This is a genomic window from Nonlabens spongiae, from assembly GCF_002117125.1.
Lineage (GTDB): Bacteria > Bacteroidota > Bacteroidia > Flavobacteriales > Flavobacteriaceae > Nonlabens > Nonlabens spongiae.
Genome location: NZ_CP019344.1, coordinates 1,435,100 through 1,461,648, shown reverse-complemented (window position 1 = coordinate 1,461,648; position 26,549 = coordinate 1,435,100). Strand labels below are relative to the sequence as shown.

Here is a 26,549-nt window from a genome sequence, read left to right as displayed (position 1 = left end):
TCACAACGGAATAATCCTTATTGTGAATTGCTTTCAGATTGTAAAGATATAAAAACTAACTAACTACACATAATATGAAACGAATTTTAGGACTGGACTTAGGGACGAACTCGATTGGGTGGGCATTACTCAACTATGAGTTTCAAAATAACAATAGCTATATAATCGATTCTGGATCGAGAATTATCCCGATGTCCAAGAGGGTTCTTAGCGATTTCGAAAAAGGAGTTACAAAATCGCAAACCGCTGAGAGAACGGATGACAGAGGCACACGTCGCCTTTACGAGCGAAGCAATGTCAGACGGGAGAGATTACACAGAGTCCTAAATATATTAGACTATTTTCCAAACCATTATTCCAACCTTGTCGATTTTGAAAGCAAAAAAGGTCAGTTTAAGAAACAAGAAGAACCTTTGATTGCCTATTCAAATGAACGAGATGAAAACGGAAAACATATTTTCCTTTTTATGGATTCATATCTTGAGATGGAGAACGAGTTCAGGAAAGTACATCCTTCTTTACCAAAACTGAATAAGAAAGGTAAACCATTCAGGTTACCCTATGACTGGACATTGTACTATTTGAGGAAGAAAGGATTAACCCAAGAATTAACTAACGCAGAACTAGCTTGGATTTTACTCAATTTCAATCAGAAGCGCGGTTACTATCAGGCTCGAAACGAACAAGAGATATCCATAGATGAAAATAAGACTGTTGAATACAAGGTTTTGGTGGCGTCTGATTTTAAAGAGACCGAAGAAAAAGTGGATAACAAAGTTTTATATAATATCATTTTTAAAGATGAAGAAGGATTGGTATATGATGATTCAAAAAAGAAAACCACTAAACCTGAACTATGGAAAAATAAAGAAACAGAATTTATAGTAACCAGCACCTTAAAAAAAGATGGTTCGTTATCTCGTACCTATAGAGAAGTAAAAACTGAGCAAGACTGGGAAGCCATAAAGAGAAAAACTGAACAAGATTTAAGTGACCAGTTTGTAGGAAAGTACATATATGAAGCCATTCTAAGAAAACCTACTCAAAAAGTTAGAGGGGAATTAATCAGAACTATTGATCGAGAATTCTATTTTGATGAATTAGAAGCAATACTTAGAACTCAATTAAAGTATAGAACGAATGAATGGCTAGATGATGAGATTTACAAGAAAGCAGTAGATGAATTATATCCAAACAATCAAGAACACGCAGAAAACCTTTTAAAGCAAAAGGATAAATTCATTCATCTTTTTCTTCGTGATATTCTTTTTTATCATCGCCCGTTAAAAAGCAAGAAGTCGCTTATATCAAAGTGTAATTTTGAAAAACGGTTTTATAAGGATTCAGAAACTGGGGAGAAGCAAACGGTAGCCATTAATGGCATGCCTAAGTTACACCCATTGTTTCAAGAATTTAGGATTTGGCAATTAACGCATAATCTCAAGATTCAAATGAGAGAAACAGAATCAAATGGCAAGATATTGCTCAATGTTGATGTCACAAATCAATTTCTTAAAGCCAGAAAAGACTTTGTTGCTTTTTTTGAATTTCTCTATAATAAAGAAACAATCACTCAAAAACAGTTGGTCGCCTACTTTATCAAGAGCAAAAAAGATCAGGCGAGTTATCGATGGAATTATTCCGATGATGACAAGCTGAAATTGGATTGCAATCAAACAAGACCGAAATTACTCTCTAAGCTCAGTAAGGCAGACAAACCTAAATTAACAGCAGAGTTAGAGTTAAAATTGTGGCATATCATATACTCGGTAACAGACAAGAAAGAATACTATACTGCCATAGAGAAGCTTTCAAAAAAGCACCAATTTGAAGAGGAAACGTTCAAGAGATTAGAACGTAGCCCAATGCTCAAAAAAGAATACGCGTCCTATTCCGAAAAGGCTATCAAAAAACTACTGGCTTTAATGCGCACTGGCCAAAACTGGAAAGAGGATAAGATTGATAAAAAAACCTTAGATAGGATCGATAAACTAATTACTGGAGAATTTGATGAGTCCTTGAAGAACAGAGTCCGTGAAAAGGCTATTCATCTTACCGAGATAAGTGATTTTCAAGGCCTGCCGTTATGGCTTGCCTCTTATGTTGTTTATGGCAGACACGCAGAAGTGGACGTGACCCAATGGAAAAATTCAAAAGACCTACGTGATTATATTAAAGGTTTTAAACAACACAGTCTGCGCAATCCTATTGTAGAACAAGTATTGCTTGAATCCCTGAGGGTTACCTTGGATATTTGGCAAGTTTATGCTGAGAAATTCAACATACCATTTGAAACCTACAAGGATGAAAAGACTAAAAAGGAATATAAAAACTATGAACGATTATTCGATGAAATCCACATCGAGATAGGCAGAGACTTAAAAAACCCTAAAAAGGTAAGAGAAAGAATTTCTGACTCAATTAATAAAAACAAGAATACGAATCAGCGAGTAAGAAACTTACTTTATGAGTTGAAGAACTATGAGGATGTTAAAGAAGTACGACCAAAATCCAGAACACACTTTGAAAAGCTCAAAATTTACGAACAGACTGTCCTGTCACTTTTTACAGACAAGGAACTGGCCAAAGAGACCTTAGAAGGAAAACTTACCGTAGACAAGTTCATAAAAAAGGATGTACCAACATCTACCGAAGTACTAAAATATAAGCTGTGGTTGGAGCAAAAGTACGTTTCACCTTATACTCAAAAAATAATACCGCTTAGTGACCTGTTTACCTCAAAATATGAGATTGAGCATATCATTCCTCAAGGCAAGTTTTTAGACAACTCATTCAACAACAAAGTAATATGTGAAACCAACGTTAATAAACTGAAAGATAACAGAACAGCTTATGTCTTTATCCAAGAGTTTCAGGAAACCGAGGTGCCATTAGGTGAAGGTAAGAGTGTTTTTATTCCAAGCCAATCTAGCTATGAGAAGTTTGTAAAAGATAATTATGACAGTAAGAAGCTATCAAATTTGCTCTTAGAGGAAATACCTCAAAAATTGAGTGAGCGCGAAAAAACGGATATGAGATATATCAGCAAAGTAGCGCTTAAGATATTCAGCAATATTGTCAGGGAAGACGGTGAGCAAGAATCTACTGTTAAAAATGTATTACCTGTTGCTGGTGGGGTAACCGCAAAGTTGAGGGCAAGTTGGGGTCTTAATGCAGTTTGGAGTGAGCTCGTTGAAGATCGCTTTAAAAGACTCAACCGATTGATTTGTGGTGAGGAGAATGAAGAGAATGGTTTATTTGGTAGTATTAAGAAAGATGGAGGATTCTTCAAGCCTGAAGTTCCTCTTGAACTCAAACCTAACTTTCAACTTAAAAGAATAGATCATCGCCATCACGCCTTGGATGCTATCGTTATAGCTTGTGCTACTAGATCTCACGTCAATTACATCAACAATCAGCACGCAAAAGAAAATGCAAAACGATATGATCTAGGTAGAAAGCTTAGAGAAACAAAAGAAATTGAAAAAACCGATGTTCTTACTGGCGAGAAAACAAAACATACAGTTTTAGCAGACTACAAAAAACCGTGGGATAATTTTACCGCTTCCGCGAAAGCGAGCTTACAAGTTATCGTAATTAGCTTTAAGCAAAATCTACGTGCCATTAACAAAGCCAGCAATTACAACTGGCAATACAAGAACGAAAAAGGAGAGTACCTCTATGGCAAAAATGGGAAGAAGAAAAAACAATGGATAGAACAAACCAATGGTAAAAGAAATTGGGCAATAAGGAAGCCTTTGCACGAGGACACTTATTTTGGACTCATTGAAAATGGTGAGCATAAAGAACATTTGGTCAAACGAGAGCCACTTAATACGTCATTCAATGAAAAGAAAATAAAAGATGTGGTTGACCCAGTTACGAAACAGATTCTTCTTAAACATTTGAAACAAGAAAAATTCTTGAATCAAAAAGACGAAAATGGCAAGGCGTTAAAGCCAGAAGAAGTTGCTTTTTCGCAGGCAGGTATTGCAGATATGAACGACAATATTTTGGAGTTGAATAATGGAACATTTCATCATCCCATTAAAAAGGTCCGCTTAAAATTCAATAAGGGAAAACAATTCTCTATACGAAAATGGACTGATGAAGAAGATAATCTTATCCGCGAAACAAAATTTGTCAAATCAGCATCTGGCACTAATCTTTACTTCTGCATTTACGAGAAAGATGGGGAAAGAAAATATTATGTCCCACGTTTTGAAGAAATTATAGAAACCCAGAAGCTAGAACAAAATTTACGACTATCAGAGAAAAAAAATGTACCAGAACGTCATCCCGATTTCCCTGATTTCAAACTCAAATTCTATTTACAACCTAATGATTTAGTCTATGTGCCAATAGAAGAAAATGAGGATGTTAATTTTTCAAATTTGTCAATGAGGCAACTGCATAACCTATATCAATTTAAAGATGGAAGTGGTACAACGGCTAATTTCATTCCCATGTATTCTTCCGATACTATATACAATCTAAAAGACAATTCAAAACGAAAGAATTTTGCAAAGGAGTACGGATTAAATTATGTGGACTTAATAAAGAATGAATATGGTCTTGGCAGTCCTCAATTAAAAAGTCAAAACACCGTTGACGGGATTCAAGTCAAATCTGTTTGCTGGAAATTGATAGTTAGTCGCTTAGGTGAGGTTATCAAAATTGAAAGATAATGATCAAACGCACCCTGTTCTTCGGCAACCCAGCCTACCTCAGTACTAAAAATGAACAATTGGTTGTCAATTATCCAGATGATGATAAAGATGAACGCACGACGCCCATTGAAGATCTAGGCTATATCGTATTGGAAGATCCACAAATCACCATAACCACGAGTTTATTACGTAAGTTGATCGATAATAAAACTGCCGTAATCACCTGCAACAGTCAGCATTTGCCTACGGGCTTATTACAACCTTTACAGGGGCACAGTGAACAAACGGTGCGTTATAGACATCAGCTAGATGCTAGTGTGCCGCTCAAGAAAAACCTGTGGAAGCAGACTGTTATTGCCAAAATTGATAACCAAGCCAATCATCTATTGAGAAGAGGCAAAAACGCTTTACGGTTAAAACGATATGTAGGGGAAGTGGGCAACTCCATTCATGACAACGAAGAGGCTCTCGCGGCAGCTTATTATTTCCAACGCCTGTTTGATGACTTAGAGAATTTTAGCCGTAATCAGAAAGGCATACCGCCCAATAATTTACTCAACTACGGTTACGCCATTTTAAGAGCCGTTGCCGCAAGAGCTCTTGTTTCAAGTGGGCTTTTGCCTAGTCTGGGTATTTTTCATCACAATAAGTATAATGCCTTCACTTTGGCAGATGATGTGATGGAACCCTATCGACCTTTTGTGGATATGGTAGTTTATGATATCGTCATATCAGGAGTTGAAATAGAAGAATTGACAAAAGATCTCAAAAGTCAACTTCTAATGATTCCAGCGATGGATGTTGTTATGGATGGTAAAAACAGTCCACTGATGAATGCGATGAGCCGTACGACCAATTCGCTTTGGGAATGTTACGAGGGAAGTAGTCGTAAGATTCTATATCCTAAATTTCAGAAAACTGTTATGTAAATGATTAATAAATGGGGAATTTCGATCGACTTAATCAATACCGAAGTATGTGGGTAATGGTGTTGTTTGATTTACCTACAGACTCGATTAAGGAGCGTCGAGCCGCCACAAAATTTAGAAAGCAATTGCTGGATGATGGTTTCAACATGTTTCAGTTCAGTATCTATCTACGTTTTTGTCCAAGCCGTGAGAATGCTGGTGTTCATATTAAGCGTACAAAAACCAATTTGCCGAAAAAGGGAAAGGTCTGCATCATGCAGATTACCGATAAACAATTTGGCATGATTGAGCTCTTCCACGGTCAAAAGGAAACTGATACTGAGCCACCACCCCAACAATTGGAACTTTTTTAGAATCTATCCAATATCATGCTGAGCTTGTTCCCTGAGCGGCGTCGAAAAATGTCGAAGAGCTACTGTAGGCATCTCCTTACAATCACTAAAATGTCAGTTCGAGCGCAGTCGAGAACGATTTGACCCCTAAAATCATGATTCTACTAAAAGGCATAAAACAAACATACCCAGCATTTTGTGCTGGGTATGTTGTCAAAGATCACATCTTTTGGAATTCTGAAAGCAATTCACAACATTTGAGCTAATTTGCGCTCTATGATAAGAGTTGTCAAAGATCACATCTTTTGGAATTCTGAAAGCAATTCACAACCACGTGGTCAGATTGATGTAGATTTTGCCGGTTGTCAAAGATCACATCTTTTGGAATTCTGAAAGCAATTCACAACTGATTCAGAAAGTGGATCAAGAATTACTTAGTTGTCAAAGATCACATCTTTTGGAATTCTGAAAGCAATTCACAACATTTAAGATGTTATTAATTACATGCAGATCGTTGTCAAAGATCACATCTTTTGGAATTCTGAAAGCAATTCACAACACTTCTGAACTTATGATTTCTTACCGATGGGTTGTCAAAGATCACATCTTTTGGAATTCTGAAAGCAATTCACAACCAGACCCACCTACCGAATAGCTGTACTACTGTTGTCAAAGATCACATCTTTTGGAATTCTGAAAGCAATTCACAACTCTACCGCGATGTCTTGATTTTCAGTACCGTTGTCAAAGATCACATCTTTTGGAATTCTGAAAGCAATTCACAACATTGGTAACGTTTTATTAGTTAGTAGTTTAGTTGTCAAAGATCACATCTTTTGGAATTCTGAAAGCAATTCACAACTCATACCGATAGGATAAGTTCCGACTCTATGTTGTCAAAGATCACATCTTTTGGAATTCTGAAAGCAATTCACAACTAGACCTGTAGATACGACGGTTTGCATTCAGTTGTCAAAGATCACATCTTTTGGAATTCTGAAAGCAATTCACAACCGTGGTGAACCTTACGTTTAGTTCAAAGGTGTTGTCAAAGATCACATCTTTTGGAATTCTGAAAGCAATTCACAACTTGACGGGCGCACGAATGGCTCTACGACAGGTTGTCAAAGATCACATCTTTTGGAATTCTGAAAGCAATTCACAACAAATGTCCTCATCGAGGACATTCCCTCGTTGTTGTCAAAGATCACATCTTTTGGAATTCTGAAAGCAATTCACAACAGGACAGACAACACACTACCTCAGGTAGAAGTTGTCAAAGATCACATCTTTTGGAATTCTGAAAGCAATTCACAACCCTAATTCTGAAGTGGTGTTGTTAGGAACAGTTGTCAAAGATCACATCTTTTGGAATTCTGAAAGCAATTCACAACGCGTTCTCACCGTCCTTGGTCAGTAATAAAGTTGTCAAAGATCACATCTTTTGGAATTCTGAAAGCAATTCACAACTCAAAAAACGCCATGATACCTGAATCGTCAGTTGTCAAAGATCACATCTTTTGGAATTCTGAAAGCAATTCACAACTAATGTCCTCATCCAGGACATTCCCTCGTTGTTGTCAAAGATCACATCTTTTGGAATTCTGAAAGCAATTCACAACTCGATGTTCAACACGGTAGGGTTGAAAAAGGTTGTCAAAGATCACATCTTTTGGAATTCTGAAAGCAATTCACAACTACTAACGATAGTGCTGCCTATGGGTTGCGTTGTCAAAGATCACATCTTTTGGAATTCTGAAAGCAATTCACAACCAGGTAATGCCTACGATGGGACTCCTGCCAGTTGTCAAAGATCACATCTTTTGGAATTCTGAAAGCAATTCACAACTTGATAGAGCAGCTCCACGTCCCAGCCATCGTTGTCAAAGATCACATCTTTTGGAATTCTGAAAGCAATTCACAACTTTGAGTTTTATGGATCTATTTTGTGGCGAGTTGTCAAAGATCACATCTTTTGGAATTCTGAAAGCAATTCACAACGCTGTGCGCTGCATGCAGCGCTTCCATTCGTTGTCAAAGATCACATCTTTTGGAATTCTGAAAGCAATTCACAACTCAGGGTACGTGTGGAGCAGGATGCTGATGTTGTCAAAGATCACATCTTTTGGAATTCTGAAAGCAATTCACAACAGTTGAGGTTTAGTGGATCGGGCAGGAGTCGTTGTCAAAGATCACATCTTTTGGAATTCTGAAAGCAATTCACAACACCCTCTCATTTTTGGTCTGTGAACCGGTGTTGTCAAAGATCACATCTTTTGGAATTCTGAAAGCAATTCACAACTTTACATTAGGTCTATCTTTATTGCTTGTAGTTGTCAAAGATCACATCTTTTGGAATTCTGAAAGCAATTCACAACAGCAATCCAGAGCATAAGCAGGTAGTTGTTGTTGTCAAAGATCACATCTTTTGGAATTCTGAAAGCAATTCACAACACGGCAATCTTTAGTATGCCATAAACACAGTTGTCAAAGATCACATCTTTTGGAATTCTGAAAGCAATTCACAACAGAAGGTTGTCTCGCATGGATTTGCGCACGTTGTCAAAGATCACATCTTTTGGAATTCTGAAAGCAATTCACAACTCTTTCATACCACATCACTTAAGAATTGATGTTGTCAAAGATCACATCTTTTGGAATTCTGAAAGCAATTCACAACTACTGCCGCTGATTGATAAAACCACGATCCGTTGTCAAAGATCACATCTTTTGGAATTCTGAAAGCAATTCACAACTTAAAGACTCATTCATTTTTTGATCTGAAAGTTGTCAAAGATCACATCTTTTGGAATTCTGAAAGCAATTCACAACTGGATACATGTGGCATGCCCAGTCGCTCAGGTTGTCAAAGATCACATCTTTTGGAATTCTGAAAGCAATTCACAACTCAGAATTCCGTTTCCCTTAGAACGATGGTGTTGTCAAAGATCACATCTTTTGGAATTCTGAAAGCAATTCACAACCAGACAGATCTTGGAACTGAAACCGATTCAGTTGTCAAAGATCACATCTTTTGGAATTCTGAAAGCAATTCACAACAAGAAAAGCGATCGTGAAACTACGCTTGAAGTTGTCAAAGATCACATCTTTTGGAATTCTGAAAGCAATTCACAACTTTACCGAGGGACTTGTTAAGATTGTCAAAGTTGTCAAAGATCACATCTTTTGGAATTCTGAAAGCAATTCACAACTATCTATGGATGCGTCAGTAAATCCCATATGTTGTCAAAGATCACATCTTTTGGAATTCTGAAAGCAATTCACAACGCAAAAACCCGTATTCCCTTTAATTGAAACGTTGTCAAAGATCACATCTTTTGGAATTCTGAAAGCAATTCACAACCTGTGGTCTATGATAATATCACAAGCCTTCGTTGTCAAAGATCACATCTTTTGGAATTCTGAAAGCAATTCACAACATCGCGATCGAGAATTTGAAGCGCTTAAAGGTTGTCAAAGATCACATCTTTTGGAATTCTGAAAGCAATTCACAACTAAATTTTGCGGGATATCGATATCCTCGTGTTGTCAAAGATCACATCTTTTGGAATTCTGAAAGCAATTCACAACATTACCAATGCACACTGCAGGGCGAGCTCGTTGTCAAAGATCACATCTTTTGGAATTCTGAAAGCAATTCACAACCTATAGGTAAATGAAGAATTTACCGGTACGGTTGTCAAAGATCACATCTTTTGGAATTCTGAAAGCAATTCACAACATCACCGCATGCCAGTCGGCATCTGGATAAGTTGTCAAAGATCACATCTTTTGGAATTCTGAAAGCAATTCACAACGTTTTAATAAATACTATGTGCGCGCCTATAGTTGTCAAAGATCACATCTTTTGGAATTCTGAAAGCAATTCACAACTTTATGCCTGGGCAAAAATTGTCCTCTGGTGTTGTCAAAGATCACATCTTTTGGAATTCTGAAAGCAATTCACAACTAGGATTGGATTTTCCCATAATGGGAAAAGTTGTCAAAGATCACATCTTTTGGAATTCTGAAAGCAATTCACAACAGGATAGTAGCAAGACCGCAACCGTTGAAAGTTGTCAAAGATCACATCTTTTGGAATTCTGAAAGCAATTCACAACGACAGATTATAACACCGTGGAATCCATCGAGTTGTCAAAGATCACATCTTTTGGAATTCTGAAAGCAATTCACAACTAGTCATACGGGTACCACCGGAGACGATGGGTTGTCAAAGATCACATCTTTTGGAATTCTGAAAGCAATTCACAACGGTTCAGCTCCCTCTTCCTTGGATGGTTCTGTTGTCAAAGATCACATCTTTTGGAATTCTGAAAGCAATTCACAACAGATGCGATGATTAAGCACCGAGCAAAATTGTTGTCAAAGATCACATCTTTTGGAATTCTGAAAGCAATTCACAACTGAAGGTTGGATATCCTACCGCCCAAGGTGTTGTCAAAGATCACATCTTTTGGAATTCTGAAAGCAATTCACAACACGGTGCAACAGGTGCAAGTAGATCCAGTAGTTGTCAAAGATCACATCTTTTGGAATTCTGAAAGCAATTCACAACAAAGTCCTTGCGCTCATTCCCATTTCCTTTGTTGTCAAAGATCACATCTTTTGGAATTCTGAAAGCAATTCACAACGTTGTCAACCTCATAAAAACCTTTATGCTTGTTGTCAAAGATCACATCTTTTGGAATTCTGAAAGCAATTCACAACACCGTTCTAACGCCTTGTTTTTTTACCAGCGTTGTCAAAGATCACATCTTTTGGAATTCTGAAAGCAATTCACAACTAGCCCCTTGCATTATTGTAAACGCTACCGGTTGTCAAAGATCACATCTTTTGGAATTCTGAAAGCAATTCACAACCATGATACACGCCAGTCAACTGCTTGAGCAGTTGTCAAAGATCACATCTTTTGGAATTCTGAAAGCAATTCACAACGGCGCGTCATCGTTTGTATTTGTGCCCTTGTTGTCAAAGATCACATCTTTTGGAATTCTGAAAGCAATTCACAACGGCTTTGTTGGTGTTCCGTTTCTTATCATAGTTGTCAAAGATCACATCTTTTGGAATTCTGAAAGCAATTCACAACGTGTGGTATTAGCTTGCGTCCGTTATTGCTGTTGTCAAAGATCACATCTTTTGGAATTCTGAAAGCAATTCACAACTTAATTGCCAAGACCAACACGGAATATGTAGTTGTCAAAGATCACATCTTTTGGAATTCTGAAAGCAATTCACAACGGCACTAGATTTGGTGATCCTACCTGAATCGTTGTCAAAGATCACATCTTTTGGAATTCTGAAAGCAATTCACAACACTGTCCCATGCTACATATTTAAAAATTCGTTGTCAAAGATCACATCTTTTGGAATTCTGAAAGCAATTCACAACCGGAGGCAAGCAAAATCTTGTTTCCACCATGTTGTCAAAGATCACATCTTTTGGAATTCTGAAAGCAATTCACAACCGCATCTCAACTAGAGTTTCAAGATGTTTTGTTGTCAAAGATCACATCTTTTGGAATTCTGAAAGCAATTCACAACTTGATGGACGTACCAATGGCTCAAATACCGGTTGTCAAAGATCACATCTTTTGGAATTCTGAAAGCAATTCACAACTGCAGCTCGCAGGCATACTGTTCCACCAGGTTGTCAAAGATCACATCTTTTGGAATTCTGAAAGCAATTCACAACATCAATAGCCCTGTTTAATTTATCCCTTAAGTTGTCAAAGATCACATCTTTTGGAATTCTGAAAGCAATTCACAACGTAGGTCCATAATACTTGCGCCATCGTGGAGTTGTCAAAGATCACATCTTTTGGAATTCTGAAAGCAATTCACAACTTGATAATCGTTATGGGTGCGGTAAGTGCTGTTGTCAAAGATCACATCTTTTGGAATTCTGAAAGCAATTCACAACTACTTTATAGAGACGGTACTCGATCTGAAAGTTGTCAAAGATCACATCTTTTGGAATTCTGAAAGCAATTCACAACAAGTCCAGCATCGAGCTGGCCAAGACTGATGTTGTCAAAGATCACATCTTTTGGAATTCTGAAAGCAATTCACAACCCAAAAAATCAGTTTGGAACTGGAACAGGTGTTGTCAAAGATCACATCTTTTGGAATTCTGAAAGCAATTCACAACAGCAGAGTACCTGTCTTAAAACTCTTAGGGTTGTCAAAGATCACATCTTTTGGAATTCTGATCTTATATCGTGGATAATTTGACCGGAGCAAGAACAGTGATCGCTACCAGCGCTCCAACAAATTATACCTTTCAGGTTTCTTCTGGCGATGCGATTGATGTCAGTAGTAGATTTAGGATAGAGTTTGAAGATGTTACATTGAGTGTTGAAGATTCCGCTTTCGCGAAAGCGGTAAAATTATATCCCAATCCCTCTGATGGGAATGATCTTTTTATCAGTTTCAACGGTATTACTGGACAGAAGAAAATTAACATCTACAATTTATTGGGTCAGTCCATAATAAGTTATGAAACAGATAAAACCGGAACTTATGAGCTAGAAAATCTAGGTTTGATTAATGGAACCTATCTGGTTGAAATAAGCACTGAAAGCTCACAGACCGTTCAAAAGTTGATAGTTGAATAAATAAATGAAATTCACTAAACAAGCTATTTTAAAGGGTTATGAACGATGTAATTTTAAGTAATTAACTTTACTGGTTTAGCAGGCAGGTCTCGTTGTCAAGTTCTGTTTCAATGGTGTAGTGATGGAATTCATAATTTTCTAAAATCTCTTTCACCTCTTTTTTGACCGTAAGTATTTGGTCAAAATCACTGATGTTTTTCAATTTGACATGGGTGGTGAAAACGTGGTTTTCGCCCTCTTGCGACCATAGGTGCGTGTGGTGTAAGGACGCAACATTCTTCAAAGCTAATATTTTAATTTTTATAGTCTTGAGGTCTACATCTTTGGGAATACCTTGAAGAAAAATAAAAAGTGTTTCTTTCAGTCGCTTGAAAACATTGTAAAGTATATAAAGGGTGATCAGTAGTGATAAGGCTGGGTCGAGATAGTGGTTGTCATAAAAGTATAACACGATGGCAACGACGAGCACTGCTACCCAACCCAGAACATCTTCTAATAAGTGCAAGGAGACCACGCGTTCATTCATAGATTTTCCCTTGCTTACTTTCCAGGCTCCATAACTATTTACAGCAACCCCAATGATCGCAAAAATGATCATGCCCTGTGCATCTGAGTGTTCAGGGTGAAGAATTCTTTGTGTCGCCTCGTAGATCACGTAGCTAGAACCTGCCAAAAGTATGATGCTATTGATCAATGCACCCAGCAGCGAGAAGCGTTTGTAGCCATAAGAAAAACTATCGTCAGCATCTTGTTTAGACTTGTGGTCTAGATACCAAGATGCTCCCAAAGAAAAGCTATCTCCTAAATCGTGAACGGCATCTGAAACAATAGCAATACTATTTACATACATACCACCGATGAATTCAAAAATGGTAAAGCCTAAGTTTAAAAAGAAGGCAATTTTCAAATTACTGGACGAGTGATGGTGGTCGTGGTTGTGGGGCATTGCTATTTTTTATTAAAAAGCTCTTCAATATCCCTCGGGATAGGCATTTTTTTCATGGGCGGCACATTAGACCCACCAGTATTTCCCGTAGGAACGTGGTTGATGAATGATTTCCATCCACCCACCAGTAATCTCAGGATCTGACCCAGTATTTCTTTAACGTTTTTCTGCATCAGCCCAAATTTGAGCATCAGCCAGTGCGCGTAGGTATGTTCTATGGGGTAGGACTGGCCTATGATGTGGGTTCTTTCTAAATGATGCCAAGCATTTGTATAATGGCCATGTCGTAGATGATGGCGATAAGACTGCAGCTCTTCATGATAAGCAATTTTTAGATGTTCTGGTATTTTCAGGTTCAGTTTCATAATCGCTCATTTTATAGAATAAATAATAGAATAAAAGTAGCTATTATCCATGGGAGGTACTAGTTTATCAGTTTTTAAAATTAAACTTATGGGGAGTATAAAATCCAAGTTTCGAGCGTTTCAAGTTCGGGACTCCCTTATACCCACCATTCCTATTAATCATTTGCCATATATTTAGTAGGTTGTTACGCTTTCGCGCTGCGCGGTCGGCAAGCCTTGCCAACTGCGCCGAAGTGGTTACGAAGGCTGTATGGCGACCGAGGGGAAGCGAACTCAAAAACAAGCTCGATCAATAATTGAACAAGCTCTCGATATTAGAAAAAATGAGGTTCGATCCCAATGGAAACGAAGATCTTACTAAAAGTTGATCATTAACTTACCTAAGAATCAGGTTCAACATGGATCAAAATATTGCCAAGATTAGGGATGGTCTCCTGCAGGTAATCTTTTAATTCGTGTGCGATTTCATGACCTTCTCTAACCGTAAGCTCACCGTCAACTATCGCGTGCAGATCAATGTGGTACTTCATACCCGTCTTGCGAATGTAGCATTTCTCTGTAGCTATGACCCCATCTACCTTTATCGATTTCTGTCTGATCTCTTCTAGCAGGTCGTCGTAGCGATGCTCGTCCATAATCTCCCCTAGGGCGGGCCTAAAAATCAAATAGCTATTGTAAAGTATTAATAAGGAAGCGAGTAGTGCGGCCCAGTCATCTGCGGTTTCAAATCCTTTACCAAGCCATAAGGCAATGGAAATTCCTATAAACGCCATTATTGAAGTTATGGCATCGCTCCTGTGGTGCCAGGCATCTGCCCGTAGGGAGGAGCTGTTGGTAATTTTACTTTTTTTGATAACGATTCTATAGGATATTTCTTTCCATAGAATGATTCCGCCCAGTACCCAAAGCGTCCAGGATTTAGGAACCTGATGAGGTGTTTGTATATTTTGGATGCTCTCGTAGGCGATTATTGTTGCTGAGGTGACCAGAAAAGCCACTACTAGAAAAGTAACTAAGGGTTCTATCTTGCCGTGGCCGTAGGGATGGTTTTCATCGGCCGGTCTTTTTGCGTATTTCAGTCCAAATAAAACCAGTACTGAGGACAAGATATCTGTAGTGGATTCTATGGCATCAGCAATAAGCGCATAGGAATTGCCAAAAATACCTGCCAGTCCCTTGATGAGCGCCAAGGCCGTATTAGCGGCAATACTGAAATAAGTGGTTCTTATAGCGGTTTGTTCGTGGGTCACGCAGGGTTCTAATTTTTCTCAAAGGTAAGATTGTCAATCCCATCGTTACCGCCACTTACATCAATAAGCTCGATTTTTGTAGCAGATTGGGAGACGATGTCCCAGTCATCGTTGAGATCTTCAAAATCATTTGTCAAATTGAAGTTGATGTTGAAGTCAAGGTCGTCTTGACTGTCGTCGTTGCTATTGCTGCGAGTGACACTCCATGTACCGTTATAGTCATTTGTGCCATTATTTGCATTAAGTACACCTGAGCTGTTGAATGTAAAGGTGTAACCCGCAAAATCATTGGTTTCGACTGTTCCAGAATCAATAAATTCTGTGATGCGCCAGGTTCCATCTTGAACATTTCTCTGGACTACGGCCGTGTTGTCTGTGTTGTTATTGTCATCATCGCTATCACAAGAGTTCAAGCTCAAAAAACATAGGATGCAAGCCAAAAAGAAAAAATTGCGGTTACTACTTTTCATAATTTAAATTTTTTAAGGTCTTATTAATTTTTTTATGAAAATTCCCGTAGTTAAATTCAACTCGGGTATGAAGAGCTAAGATAACTCATGTCGTTCAGTTGCACACCTTTTTGACCATGCTGTAAGTGTATTAACACGACTCATACGTGGTTAACTATAAATGAGTTGTTATGTTTAATGTGAAAAGATTTCTACAATTTTGACCTCTCTAGTTTTCTTATTTTTACTGCATTAAATCTTGCTATGTCATTTATTACCAAAACCTTTTTCTTCATTTCCTTTTTGCTTACCGCTCAATCAGCGATGGCTCAGGCGCCTAGCATGGATTGGCAAAATACCCTCGGTGGAAGCGGCCGCGACAACCTTGCAACCATGATAGCAAATGATGATGGTACATTTCTTTTAGTGTCAATTTCTAATTCTGGGATCTCGGGCGATAAAACGGTGAGCAATAAAGGGGGCTATGACACCTGGCTCATGAAAATAGATGCGCTAGGCAACAGTCTGTGGCAAGAAAGTATAGGCGGTAGTGGAGATGATTTCCCACGAGCTGCGGTTAAATCAAATGATGGTGGATACGTCATTTTCATGAGTTCGGATTCTGGAATCTCAGGTGATAAAACCGAAGATAGCAATGGACTTAATGATCTATGGGTGGTGAAAGTTGACGCAAGCGGCAGCATCGTTTGGCAAAATACCATAGGTGGCGACGGTGAAGACTTTGCTCGTACGGCCTTTGACAACACCAGTGATGGTGGTTATATTCTGGCAGGTATCACGCGATCCACGATATCGGGTGATCAAACCAACGCAAGCAAAGGTTTAGTCGATATTTGGTTGATTAAACTAGATGCCAATGGAGTCATCGATTGGCAAAATAGGATAGGAGGGAACGACGACGATTTCCCTAACGTTGTAAGACAAACTACAGACGGCGGTTATATCATCGGTACGTTTTCCTATTCTGATGCTTCGGGAGATAAATCAGAAGACGCTTCTAACTGGAATGACTACTGGGTCATCAAGACCGATGCTACCGGAAATGTGGTCTGGGAAAATACCATAGGCGGTGACGGCACCGAGGTACTTACCGATCTTTTGATAACTGATACTGGAAATTATCTACTAACTGGTTACTCCAACTCAAACAGCTCCCGTGACAAAACCGAAAACGCTATAGGAAACTACGATTACTGGATCATGGAGCTGGATCAAACCGGCGCTATAGTCTGGCAAAAAACCATAGGAGGAACACGACGCGATGATGCCTGGGGAATCATAAAAGACGGAGCTGATTATTTGATTTCTGGGCAGTCAGAATCAAGAATAAGCGGTAACAAAACCGAAGGCAATCGCGGCTGGTACGACTACTGGCTGGTTAAGATAGATGCCTCTGGTACTGTGCTATGGGATAAAACGCTGGGAGGTAATTTGGGAGACCATTTATTCAAAACCTACCCTACTTCTGATGGATATATGCTCGCTGGTCATACAGAGTCCAGTGCCTCTGGAGATCGCACAGAAAATGCAAGAGATTGGGATTTATGGATTGTAAAATTAAATCCAGATCAGACAGCATCGAGTAATGATTTAAATCGTGCTCAAATTTCCATTGCGCCAAATCCTGCCAGCGATGTTATCTATATTGAAGCAGAAGTTCCTACCACCGCAAAACTGTACGATCTTCAGGGAAGATTAATGCGAGCAACGCAGAGTAATGAGGTTCAGGTTCACAACCTCACCACTGGCACCTATATTTTGCAGGTTTTTGATACGGAGAATCATTTGCTACAGACATTTAAGTTCTTAAGAGAGTAGATTATAGCGTTTGAATCGTACCGGAGACCAGCTATTGATAACATGTTGAGAGTGCTATTCTTCTATCAATATTTTTGCTTGCAATATTCTCTCATAGAGACTGAAACTCTCGTACAAACATTAATTTTTTTCTGAATTAACGTATCGCAAACATGAGCGATAGCTTAGCGATTGTATTTTTAAGGTAAAGAATGATGAAAGTACTCATAGTTTTAGCCTGTATGATCTCGACTCCCATTACTCTATTTGATTTTACTGAGGAAAGTTCTCAGGACTCATGGCAAGTAGAGGACGACCGGGTTATGGGTGGTATCTCTCAAGGCCGCTTTAAAATTACGGAAGAAGGATATGGGCATTTTCACGGTTATGTGACAACAGAAAGCAACGGCGGCTTTTCATCTATTCAGCGTAAGATGGATAAAATGGATCTGGGCGATGCAACGGTCGTAAAATTACGTGTGAAAGGTGACGGGAAAACTTACAAATTTCGCATTAAAGCAGATCAGGATACCTACCATTCCTATCAGCAAGCTTTTGAGACCAGTGGCAAGTGGGAAATCGTTTCCCTTCCCTTAGCTGACTTCAGCGCAAACTATCGAGGGCGCAATGTAGATGTGCCCAATTTTGATCAAGAGAGCATAGAGTTCATCCGCTTCATGATTGCCAATAAAAAGAAACAGGAGTTTTCTTTATTAATCGATAAGGTTTGGGTGGACTAAGCACGCTTTCGCGAAAGCGTAAAAAAAAAACAAACTCTCAGACGATATAAAACCGCTTATCAAGCGACACTTCCAGTGAAAAACTTGAGGGAGCACGGTCATGAACATCTATTGTAAGAGAGTCTTTGAAGCGATCGATTGTTTTAGAGGGAATCATCACCTGAACTTCATGTTGCTCATAGACAACCACGTCGTTATCATCGCTGAAAAACTCATCTTTGAGATAGCAATTTGGGACGGTGCCATCACAACATCCATCACTGATGTGAATAATTAAAGAACCCTGAACCGATAGTCGGTCCAGGAGTTCTAAAGCGTTTTTGGTAAACTGTACTTTTGGCATGGTCATTCTAGAAAAATCCCATGGCATTTTTATCATGACTGATGAGCATGTTCTTAGTCTGGCGGTAGTGGTCGAGCATCATTTTATGGTTTTCACGACCTATACCTGATTGCTTGTAACCACCAAATGGTGCATGAGCCGGGTATAAATGGTAACAATTCACCCACACGCGACCCGCCTGAACTGCACGCGATATTTGATAGGCTTGATGAGTAGAACGCGTCCACACACCAGCACCCAATCCATAAAGTGTATCGTTAGCAATTTCAATGGCTTCAGCCTCATCTTTAAAAGTGGTGATGCATGCTACGGGACCAAAGATTTCTTCTTGGAAAACACGCATTTTGTTGTTTCCTTCCAGCAAAGTGGGCTGGATGTAATAACCGCCTTCTAGACCTTCATTATAGGCAGCTTTTCCACCAGTAAGCACCTTACATCCTTCATCTTTTCCTATCTCGATATAGTTCAAGATCTTATTGTATTGCTCCTCGCTGGCTTGTGCTCCCATCATAGTATCTGGATCTAATGGGTGTCCCATTTTAATGGCGTTTACGCGATCAATCAAACGTTCTACAAATTGTTCGTAGATACTCTCCTGAACGAGAATACGTGATGGACAGGTACATACCTCACCTTGGTTAAGTGCAAACATGGCAGCTCCTTCTAGACACTTATCAAAGAAGGCATCGTCTTCATCCATGATGTTTGCAAAGAAAATGTTAGGGGACTTACCGCCTAATTCCAGAGTTACGGGAATGATGTTCTTTGATGCGTACTGCATGATGAGCTGTCCCGTAGAGGTTTCTCCCGTAAAAGCTACTTTGTTGATGCGAGGACTTGAAGCCAGCGGCTTACCGGCCTCAACACCAAATCCATTAATGACATTTAAAACACCTTCAGGAAGAATACCCTCGATCAACTCCATTAAAATCATAATTCCTACCGGAGTCTGTTCAGCAGGTTTGAGTACTACACAGTTTCCAGCTGCGAGAGCAGGAGCAAGTTTCCAGGCAGCCATGAGAATGGGAAAATTCCATGGTATGATCTGACCTACCACACCCAGAGGCTCTTTTACATTCATGGTAATGGTCGTAGCATCCAGCTCACTCATAGAACCTTCTTCTGCTCTAATCACACCAGCAAAATATCTAAAATGATCTACGGCTAGAGGCATGTCAGCCGCTCTGGTTTCACGCAATGCTTTTCCATTGTCCCAGGTTTCTGCCCTTGCCAGCATTTCTAGGTTCTGTTCCATGACATCAGCAATTTTTAACAGCATATTGCTACGTTCTGTCGCGCTGGACTTGTTCCATGATGGTGCAGCCTTCCATGCCGCATCGAGTGCCAGTTCTACATCTTCTGCTGTGGATCGTGCCACTTTTGTGAAGCTGGAACCATCTACTGGTGAGATGCTATCAAAATATTTTCCTTGAACTGGAGCAACCCATTTACCGCCTATAAAATTATCATACTGATTTTTAAATTGTGGTTTTTCTAAGGCTGTCGCCGCTGTTGTTTGAACCGTGCTCATACTATTAAAATTTAAATGTTAAAACTTGATATTCAATCGTTATAGTTGATTGATGTTCAAAGTTATTGGCTTAATTTTAAGGATTTATGAACGTTTCTAGCAATTGTGTGAACAATACTACTCATATTTATAAATCCTCAATTTAACTGTTATGAGAATGGGTATTTTTAAAAAATATATAGTGGTAGTTACGAATCTAGTAAATTAATCATCAAAGTTATGCTGTTATCATCATCGTATTTTAAGACTAGAAAGCTCCAGGATCTTGTAGAGAATCAGACGTCGTATAGCACAGATGATGCCTGCATGCACATTTTTGAAACACATCAAAAAGCCCAGAAGGTGCAGTTGACTTTTGATAATCTAGTTCTTGCCAGTATGATTGAAGGCCGCAAGCACATGCATAGATTAGATAAGTCTACTTATGACTTTGTACCTGGGGAAACGGTAATAATGCCGGCTGAGCGCACGATGTGTATTGATTTCCCAGATGCTCAAAAGAGTATTCCTACCCGTTGTCTAGCGCTGGAACTCAATAAAGACCAGGTGAGTAAAGTCGTGCACCATTTAAATGAAACACAGGGTAGACTGGACGGCAGCCTCTGGCAAGCCGATTTTGACCACTGGCATTTTAAACACGATCAAGCCATCCAGAGTCTCGTGCAACGTCTTATTTTCCTATTCACAGAAAACCATCCCTCAAAGGACTTTTTTGTGCGTAATATGATTCAGGAGTTGATCATCAGACTATTACAGCAGGCAAATCGAGAAAATTACCTAGAAATAGAAAAAGATAAGTTCAAGGGAATCAAGCGTATTGAGCACGTTTCAAAACATATACGTACACATCTAAATAGCGACTTGTCCATTGAAAAACTGAGCAGCTTGGCCTGCATGAGCTCCTCTCATTTTTATAAAACCTTCAAAAATGAAACGGGTCTATCGCCCACACAATTCATTAATAAAGTGCGGGTAGAAAAGGCTATGAGTCTATTACGCACGACTGATATGGATCTCACCGAAGTTTATATGGCCTGTGGATTCAACAACCGCTCCTACTTCAATAGAATGTTCAAGCGTCACTACAAACGCAATCCCGGCGAGATCAAGGCATAAGTGTTTTAATTTACTCGAGTTATGTCAGGTTGTTACGCTTTCGCGAAAGCGTAATCATCAAAAACTTCAACTCAAATTTCAATCCCTAGTGCCCCCTTTTTCTTTGTTCTAATTGCTTGACTATAAATATTTAAACGTGTATATTGAAATATCTTCAAAATCTAACGCAACCATTTCCCTATTTTGATACATACTAATACAACGGAAGCCATAGATGGACATCAAAAAATGTATTAAGAAAATCAATTCTGGAGATCAGAAGGCGATGGCCATGTTGTATGAAAAGTATAAAAATGATTTTTATTACACCGCCATCAAATATTCCAAATCTGATGAAGATGCGCAAGATATTATTCAAGACACATTCATTACCGTATTCAATGATATTTCAAAGTATAGAGGGTCTGGGACCTTTGAGGGCTGGATGAAACGCATTCTGATCAATAAAGCCATTTCTAGATATAAGTCACAAGGTAAATTTCAAGTTTTATTTAACGAGAATAGGCTGGAAGATGTTGAGATTGAGGATTCAAGGTTATCTGAACTTTCAGTACAAGAGTTGCTCAGTTTTGTGCGTGAATTACCTAATCAGTATCGGCTAGTTTTCAACCTTTATGAATTGGATGATCTCTCACACGATGAGATCAGTGAACTTTTAGGGATTTCTCAGGGTACCTCAAAATCAAATCTCCACCGAGCAAAAGTGATATTAAAGGAAAAGGTTACCGCAGCAACTCAACAAGATGTAAAAAAACACCATTATGGCAAATAACAAAGAAATAGGAAAGGCCATAAAAGATAGACTTGCCCGTAATCCGGGCTACGAGCCAGGACCTGAAGTTTGGGAAAACATTATTGCGGCAAAAAGGAAAAAGCGTAGACCTATCATCTTTTTCTGGTTAGGCGGTTTGGCGCTATTGTTTATTGGAATTACCCTTGGGTATCTAGGCTATGCGCTTATTGAAAATGACAGCGACAAAGTTCCAGACTCAAATTACAATGTTGTAGGTACTGAAGATTATTCTGCGCCTCAAGATTCAGAAACCTACGAGACAAATTCAGATCACCCCCAAAAAGATCAAGTAACAGAACATTCAAATAACGGTACTAACAAGGCTTCCGCTCAACCAAAACAGTCCCGAGATTCTTATCGTAGCAAAAACGAGCGCACCACCCAATATAGTGAAGTATATCAGCGGGTGAAAAATGAAGCTGTAGCAGGATCACAAAACCCTAAGAATTTAACCAAACATCCATCTTCCGTAGCACACCGCGGCAAGAGTTCAAGAGAAGCTGGAGAAAGAGTAGAACCAGAATCTTCAAATTTAGCACTCTCAAAACAAGTAGAAACTCTTGCTGCTAAAGAGGAGACAGTTGAAGAATTACTAGCACAGAACAATGATTCCTTGTCTCGCGCAAAGGAACTGGAAGAGAAATTAAATAAGGAATTGAAGAAAACAAAATCTGATAGCCTGAGTAAAACTAAAAAAGAACAAGTCTGGAGCGTGACTGTATTTGCAGGATTATCCTCTTTTGTTCCACTTAAATCAGGAAATATCTTTAAAGACCAGGGATCATCTCAGAATGTGTCCCAACCCTTCCAGTACGGTTACGGAGCTACGTTAAACTATAAAGTGAAAAACAGTAAATGGCAACTTAGGTTTGGAGCACAGAAACTCAATGTCACACAAAAGTGGAATAATATCCCAGCAAGTCAACTGACTCAAGGGAATTTAAATCGGATAGGTTTTGGAATCACTGATTCTGAATTTGACACGTTGAGAAGTTCAGGCTACGATACACTTACTTTAGAGTATGACCTGATACAAATTCCGCTGGAATTGAGGTATGATCTACTTAAATCCAAGATTGGATTACAGGCTATAGGAACCATCACTGGAAACCTGTCAGATCATAAGGTGATTTTCTCGAGCGACTCGACAGAAAGAGAAGTAGGTAGTTTACCAGACAGTGTAGACTTCTACTTGGGAATGGGCGCCGGTTTAGGAGCTAACTATCCACTTATTAAGTCAAAACTACTCATTAATGCTGACGCCGTTTATTCCGCAAACCTATTTGACAATACAAACGATGATATCGATAATAGTCTGATCAATTTTAGATTGGGACTAGAATATAAATTTTAAATCAAAAATTATGAAAAAGGCAATTTATCTATTAATCGCTAGTATATTGATTTTGCATGGATGTACTAATCAGGATCTCGACGACAATAAACTAGCGGTAGATGAGATCGTTCAGAAAGATTCTGAACTATTTGAACAATTAAAAAAAGTGGCTGCTAGTGAACCTGGTGATGGTGACTTAATCATCGACGATCAAATAAGCTGTATCTCTTTTGTTTATCCTATTGGGATTTACACGGTAGACAGTCAGGGTATCGCCATTAATTTAACAGCGTTGTACTCAAATCAAGGACTAAGCGATTTCTTAGACAGCCTGAGTCCAACTGATGAAATTTCCATCAGCTACCCGATAGAGTCAAATCTATCAAATGGGACAGCCCTCAATATCACGAATAATGAGGAACTAAAGGAAAGCATAGACACTTGTATTGAAGAGCAAAAAGAGGAAATAGTCTCTGCCTGCAATGGAATTTTTGCCGCTGGCGAAGTCTGTTATTGGAAAGTAGGTTACACCTTTGAAGGTTCAAATGATTTTCTAGGTGCTGAACTGGATGGGAGAGGTGTAACGAGTTTAGAGTACGGTACCTTAAATACTACCGGGACTTGGAATGCTTTATTCATAGAAGACGATTTGTTTATCAATCTCAACTTCTTGAACGCAGGAGCTGCAGGTGATTACCTTAATAAAAACTGGAAGGTCATCGAGTACAATCAAGAACTCTTTGTACTTGAAAATGAAAATGATGAACTCATACTAAATAGGTATTGCACGAGCGATGGCGATGACTGTTTCAACCTGACCTTTGAGGAGTGTGAGTTAGATGCAACTCCTGGCGTTGCAGAGTTTGTTTTAGGCGACTACACAAGTTGCATATTAGAAATTTTGAGATACGATGAAGATGATTATGAGGTGTCCTATTTTCTCAGTGCCGCCGACTCTCAAAATGAGGTAAACCCGCTGGACGATCAATCTGTGTACAACAATACACTGCCCGAAGAAGAAATTTTTGTCAATGTATTGAATCTAGAATCAAATGAAATTGAACGTCTATCCATTGCATTGATCGCAAATGATTGTGAATAGTGTTATTTTGAATGTGCCTGTAAAGCTATCTCTTTTTGAGGTAGCTTTTTTTTGTGTTGCGCTTTCGCGAAAGCGAGATCAATACAGACGTTAAACTAAAATCAAAACCTGTTGTCTTTGTAAGTAACAGCTGAGATGACTTACTTTGTAAATATCAATTTAAAAAAGCTTTTATGTCATCTACTCCACTCAAACTCTCAACTCCAGAACAAGCTGCTGCTTATGTAAGCAGTGGTGACCGTGTTTTCATTCAGGGAGCGGCGATGACGCCAGACGCCTTGATCGATGCGCTAGCGTCTAGACATAAAGAACTTAATGATGTTGAGCTTATTTCTATTCACACCGAGAAGATAGCTCCTTACACGCAAGAGCCTTATAAGAAAGCTTTTAAGGTTAATTCTTGTTTTGTAGGTCGCAACGTTCGTGAATCGGTAAACACTGGAAACGGTGGCTATATTCCCGTGTTCTTAAGTGAGATTCATCATCTTTTCAGACAAAACATTTTACCACTTGATGTGGCGTTTGTTCAGGTCTCACCTCCAGATAAACATGGATATTGCAGTCTAGGCACCAGCGTAGACGTGACCCTTCCAGCAGTGCAAACGGCTAAAATCGTTATTGCTCAAATTAACAAACATGTCCCTCGATCTCATGGCGATGGAACGATTCACAGATCACAGATCCATGCTGCCATTGAGAATCACGAGCTACTGCCAGAGAGTCATTCAAAAGTCATGAGTGAAGTGGAAGCGCGTATAGGAAAACACATCGCAAATCTTATTGAAGATGGAGCCACACTTCAAATGGGAATAGGTAACATTCCTAATGCCGTGCTATCAAATCTTAATAATCACAAAGGTCTGGGAATCCATACCGAGATGTTTAGCGATGGCGTTTTACCTCTTGTGGAAAACGGAGTGATCACCGGTGAGCATAAAGCGGTCAAAGTGGGCAAAATCACTACTTGTTTTGCCGTAGGCACTCAAAAGCTTTATGATTTTATCGATGACAATCCGCTGGTGCATTTTAAGGAAGCAGCTTATACTAATGATACAGCACTCATTAGACGTAATCCCAAAGTTACTGCCATCAATAGCGCTATTGAATTGGACTTAACCGGCCAGGTGTGTGCAGATACCATAGGTATGTTGCAGTTTAGTGGAGTAGGAGGTCAGATGGACTTTATAAGAGGTGCAGCGCTTTCTAAAGGCGGTAAGCCCATTATGGCTTTACCATCTGTAACCCGACATGGCGATAGTAAAATTGTTCCTTTTCTCAAGAAGGGTGCTGGAGTAACCACCACGAGAGCTCATGTTCACTGGGTAGTTACTGAGTATGGCGCAGTCAATTTATTTGGGAGAAACCTTAAGGAACGTAGTAGGCTTTTACAATCCATTGCGCACCCTGATCATCGTGATTCCATTGACAAAGCTATACATGAGCGTTACGGTAGCAACAGCGTTTATTTGTAGCAATTATACCGAAATTATGCAGTCCTGAAGATTGCTTCATACGTTGTTTTGTAGTTCTATTCTTATTTAGCTTAGCGCTGCGCTGCCGGCATGCCTAGCCTACTGTGCCGAAGTGGCTACGAAGGCTGCATGGTGAACGAGGGAAAGCGAGATCAAAGCCTAGATATTTTATTCGACAAGAGTTAATTCGGATTGTTACGCTTTCGCGAAAGCGAGATTATTGATTTAAAGCCTTTCAATTCTTCTCAGTAAAACGCTAAATGTTTAAAAATTTGAACAAAAGACTGAACAAATAGCTTTATTTTTAAATAAAAAGTTATGTCAGAGAAGGAAGACAAAAGAAAAAATCCTATTTATCGAACTCCTGCAGATATGCATGGAGATGGAGTGCATTTCAATAAGAAAATTAAGGAAGCGCTCGATTCTGAAAAAAATAGGACTAAACAGAAAATAGAAAGTGATCGAGACCTTGCAATGACTGGGGATCACAAACCTGAAAAATAATCGATATAAAAAACCTCAATCTGTTTTAGGATTGAGGTTTTTTTGCATCAACGTATTCTAGTACTCGTTATCGTCAGTATCGTAACGTTCTTCGTCTATTTCTTCTTCGATTTCATCGCCTAGTTCTTCAATTTCTTCACCAGCTTTTTCTAGGTTGTCCTCAGTATCTTCTGCGGCTGCCTCTATGGCGTCTTCCGTTTTTTCATGGTGGATTCACG

General features: G+C 39.1%; 18 protein-coding genes and 1 CRISPR repeat array. Of the genes, 12 read left to right on the top strand and 6 right to left on the bottom strand.

Annotated elements, in window-relative coordinates; all coding sequences use genetic code 11:
• Window positions 1-74 precede the first annotated feature (74 nt).
• The 4 genes from cas9 to BST97_RS06660 all read left to right on the top strand — a co-directional run bounded on the left by cas9 (window position 75) and on the right by BST97_RS06660 (window position 12,566).
• Entirely contained in the window at window positions 75-4,688 is a 4,614-nt protein-coding gene (gene cas9, locus BST97_RS06690) for a type II CRISPR RNA-guided endonuclease Cas9 (protein ID WP_085766512.1), read from the top strand.
• Entirely contained in the window at window positions 4,688-5,599 is a 912-nt protein-coding gene (gene cas1, locus BST97_RS06685) for a type II CRISPR-associated endonuclease Cas1 (protein ID WP_085766511.1), read from the top strand. The genes cas9 and cas1 overlap by 1 nt, the downstream gene beginning before the upstream one ends.
• Window positions 5,600-5,610: 11 nt before the next feature.
• Window positions 5,611-5,952 carry a CRISPR-associated endonuclease Cas2 gene (gene cas2, locus BST97_RS06680; protein WP_085766510.1) on the top strand — a complete coding sequence of 114 codons (342 nt, stop codon included), beginning with the start codon at window positions 5,611-5,613 and terminating at the stop codon, window positions 5,950-5,952.
• Window positions 5,953-6,140: 188 nt separating this feature from the next.
• Window positions 6,141-12,100: direct repeats of the CRISPR family, unit length 46 nt; unit sequence GTTGTCAAAGATCACATCTTTTGGAATTCTGAAAGCAATTCACAAC.
• A gap of 70 nt (window positions 12,101-12,170) precedes the next feature.
• Window positions 12,171-12,566 carry a T9SS type A sorting domain-containing protein gene (locus BST97_RS06660; protein ID WP_169711541.1) on the top strand — a complete coding sequence of 132 codons (396 nt, stop codon included), beginning with the start codon at window positions 12,171-12,173 and terminating at the stop codon, window positions 12,564-12,566.
• Window positions 12,567-12,633: 67 nt separating this feature from the next.
• Here BST97_RS06660 and BST97_RS06655 read toward each other — a convergent pair whose 3' ends face one another.
• From BST97_RS06655 to BST97_RS06640, 4 genes are all read right to left on the bottom strand, one after another.
• Window positions 12,634-13,512 carry a cation diffusion facilitator family transporter gene (locus tag BST97_RS06655; protein WP_085766505.1) on the bottom strand — a complete coding sequence of 293 codons (879 nt, stop codon included), beginning with the start codon at window positions 13,510-13,512 and terminating at the stop codon, window positions 12,634-12,636.
• Window positions 13,513-13,514: 2 nt separating this feature from the next.
• Window positions 13,515-13,877: a DUF3703 domain-containing protein gene (locus tag BST97_RS06650; RefSeq protein ID WP_085766504.1), complete on the bottom strand. Its 363-nt coding sequence runs from the start codon at window positions 13,875-13,877 to the stop codon at window positions 13,515-13,517.
• A gap of 380 nt (window positions 13,878-14,257) precedes the next feature.
• On the bottom strand, window positions 14,258-15,127 hold the full coding sequence (locus BST97_RS06645; protein WP_085766503.1) for a cation diffusion facilitator family transporter: 870 nt from the start codon (window positions 15,125-15,127) through the stop codon (window positions 14,258-14,260).
• Window positions 15,128-15,135: 8 nt separating this feature from the next.
• Complete coding sequence (locus tag BST97_RS06640; RefSeq protein ID WP_085766502.1) at window positions 15,136-15,597, bottom strand: META domain-containing protein; 462 nt, start codon at window positions 15,595-15,597, stop codon at window positions 15,136-15,138.
• 243 nt (window positions 15,598-15,840) lie between these two features.
• Here BST97_RS06640 and BST97_RS06635 point away from each other — a divergent pair, with 243 nt between their 5' ends.
• Entirely contained in the window at window positions 15,841-17,415 is a 1,575-nt protein-coding gene (locus BST97_RS06635; RefSeq protein WP_085766501.1) for a T9SS type A sorting domain-containing protein, read from the top strand.
• A gap of 191 nt (window positions 17,416-17,606) precedes the next feature.
• The gene (locus BST97_RS06630; protein ID WP_211277475.1) at window positions 17,607-18,134 is read left to right on the top strand and encodes a CIA30 family protein; all 528 of its coding nucleotides are present in this window, start codon (window positions 17,607-17,609) and stop codon (window positions 18,132-18,134) included.
• A gap of 37 nt (window positions 18,135-18,171) precedes the next feature.
• Here the strand turns inward: BST97_RS06630 and BST97_RS06625 are convergent, their stop codons facing one another.
• Together BST97_RS06625 and BST97_RS06620 are read right to left on the bottom strand one after the other, a co-directional pair.
• A complete protein-coding gene (locus BST97_RS06625) occupies window positions 18,172-18,477 on the bottom strand; it encodes a DUF779 domain-containing protein (protein WP_169711540.1) in 306 nt (101 codons plus the stop codon).
• A 7-nt stretch (window positions 18,478-18,484) separates the two neighbouring features.
• Window positions 18,485-20,008 (bottom strand): aldehyde dehydrogenase family protein, encoded by a 1,524-nt coding sequence (locus BST97_RS06620; protein WP_085766499.1) that lies wholly within the window; start codon window positions 20,006-20,008, stop codon window positions 18,485-18,487.
• Window positions 20,009-20,227: 219 nt separating this feature from the next.
• On the opposite strand from BST97_RS06620, the gene BST97_RS06615 reads away from it, so the two are divergent.
• From BST97_RS06615 to BST97_RS06590, 6 genes are all read left to right on the top strand, one after another.
• A complete protein-coding gene (locus BST97_RS06615) occupies window positions 20,228-21,124 on the top strand; it encodes an AraC family transcriptional regulator (protein ID WP_085766498.1) in 897 nt (298 codons plus the stop codon).
• 214 nt (window positions 21,125-21,338) lie between these two features.
• A complete protein-coding gene (locus tag BST97_RS06610) occupies window positions 21,339-21,896 on the top strand; it encodes an RNA polymerase sigma factor (protein WP_085766497.1) in 558 nt (185 codons plus the stop codon).
• Complete coding sequence (locus BST97_RS06605; RefSeq protein WP_085766496.1) at window positions 21,886-23,271, top strand: hypothetical protein; 1,386 nt, start codon at window positions 21,886-21,888, stop codon at window positions 23,269-23,271. The genes BST97_RS06610 and BST97_RS06605 overlap by 11 nt, the downstream gene beginning before the upstream one ends.
• A gap of 10 nt (window positions 23,272-23,281) precedes the next feature.
• The gene (locus BST97_RS06600; protein ID WP_085766495.1) at window positions 23,282-24,355 is read left to right on the top strand and encodes a hypothetical protein; all 1,074 of its coding nucleotides are present in this window, start codon (window positions 23,282-23,284) and stop codon (window positions 24,353-24,355) included.
• 173 nt (window positions 24,356-24,528) lie between these two features.
• Entirely contained in the window at window positions 24,529-25,827 is a 1,299-nt protein-coding gene (locus tag BST97_RS06595; protein WP_085766494.1) for an acetyl-CoA hydrolase/transferase family protein, read from the top strand.
• A gap of 318 nt (window positions 25,828-26,145) precedes the next feature.
• Window positions 26,146-26,331 carry a hypothetical protein gene (locus tag BST97_RS06590; protein ID WP_085766493.1) on the top strand — a complete coding sequence of 62 codons (186 nt, stop codon included), beginning with the start codon at window positions 26,146-26,148 and terminating at the stop codon, window positions 26,329-26,331.
• The last annotated feature ends 218 nt before the right edge of the window (window positions 26,332-26,549 follow it).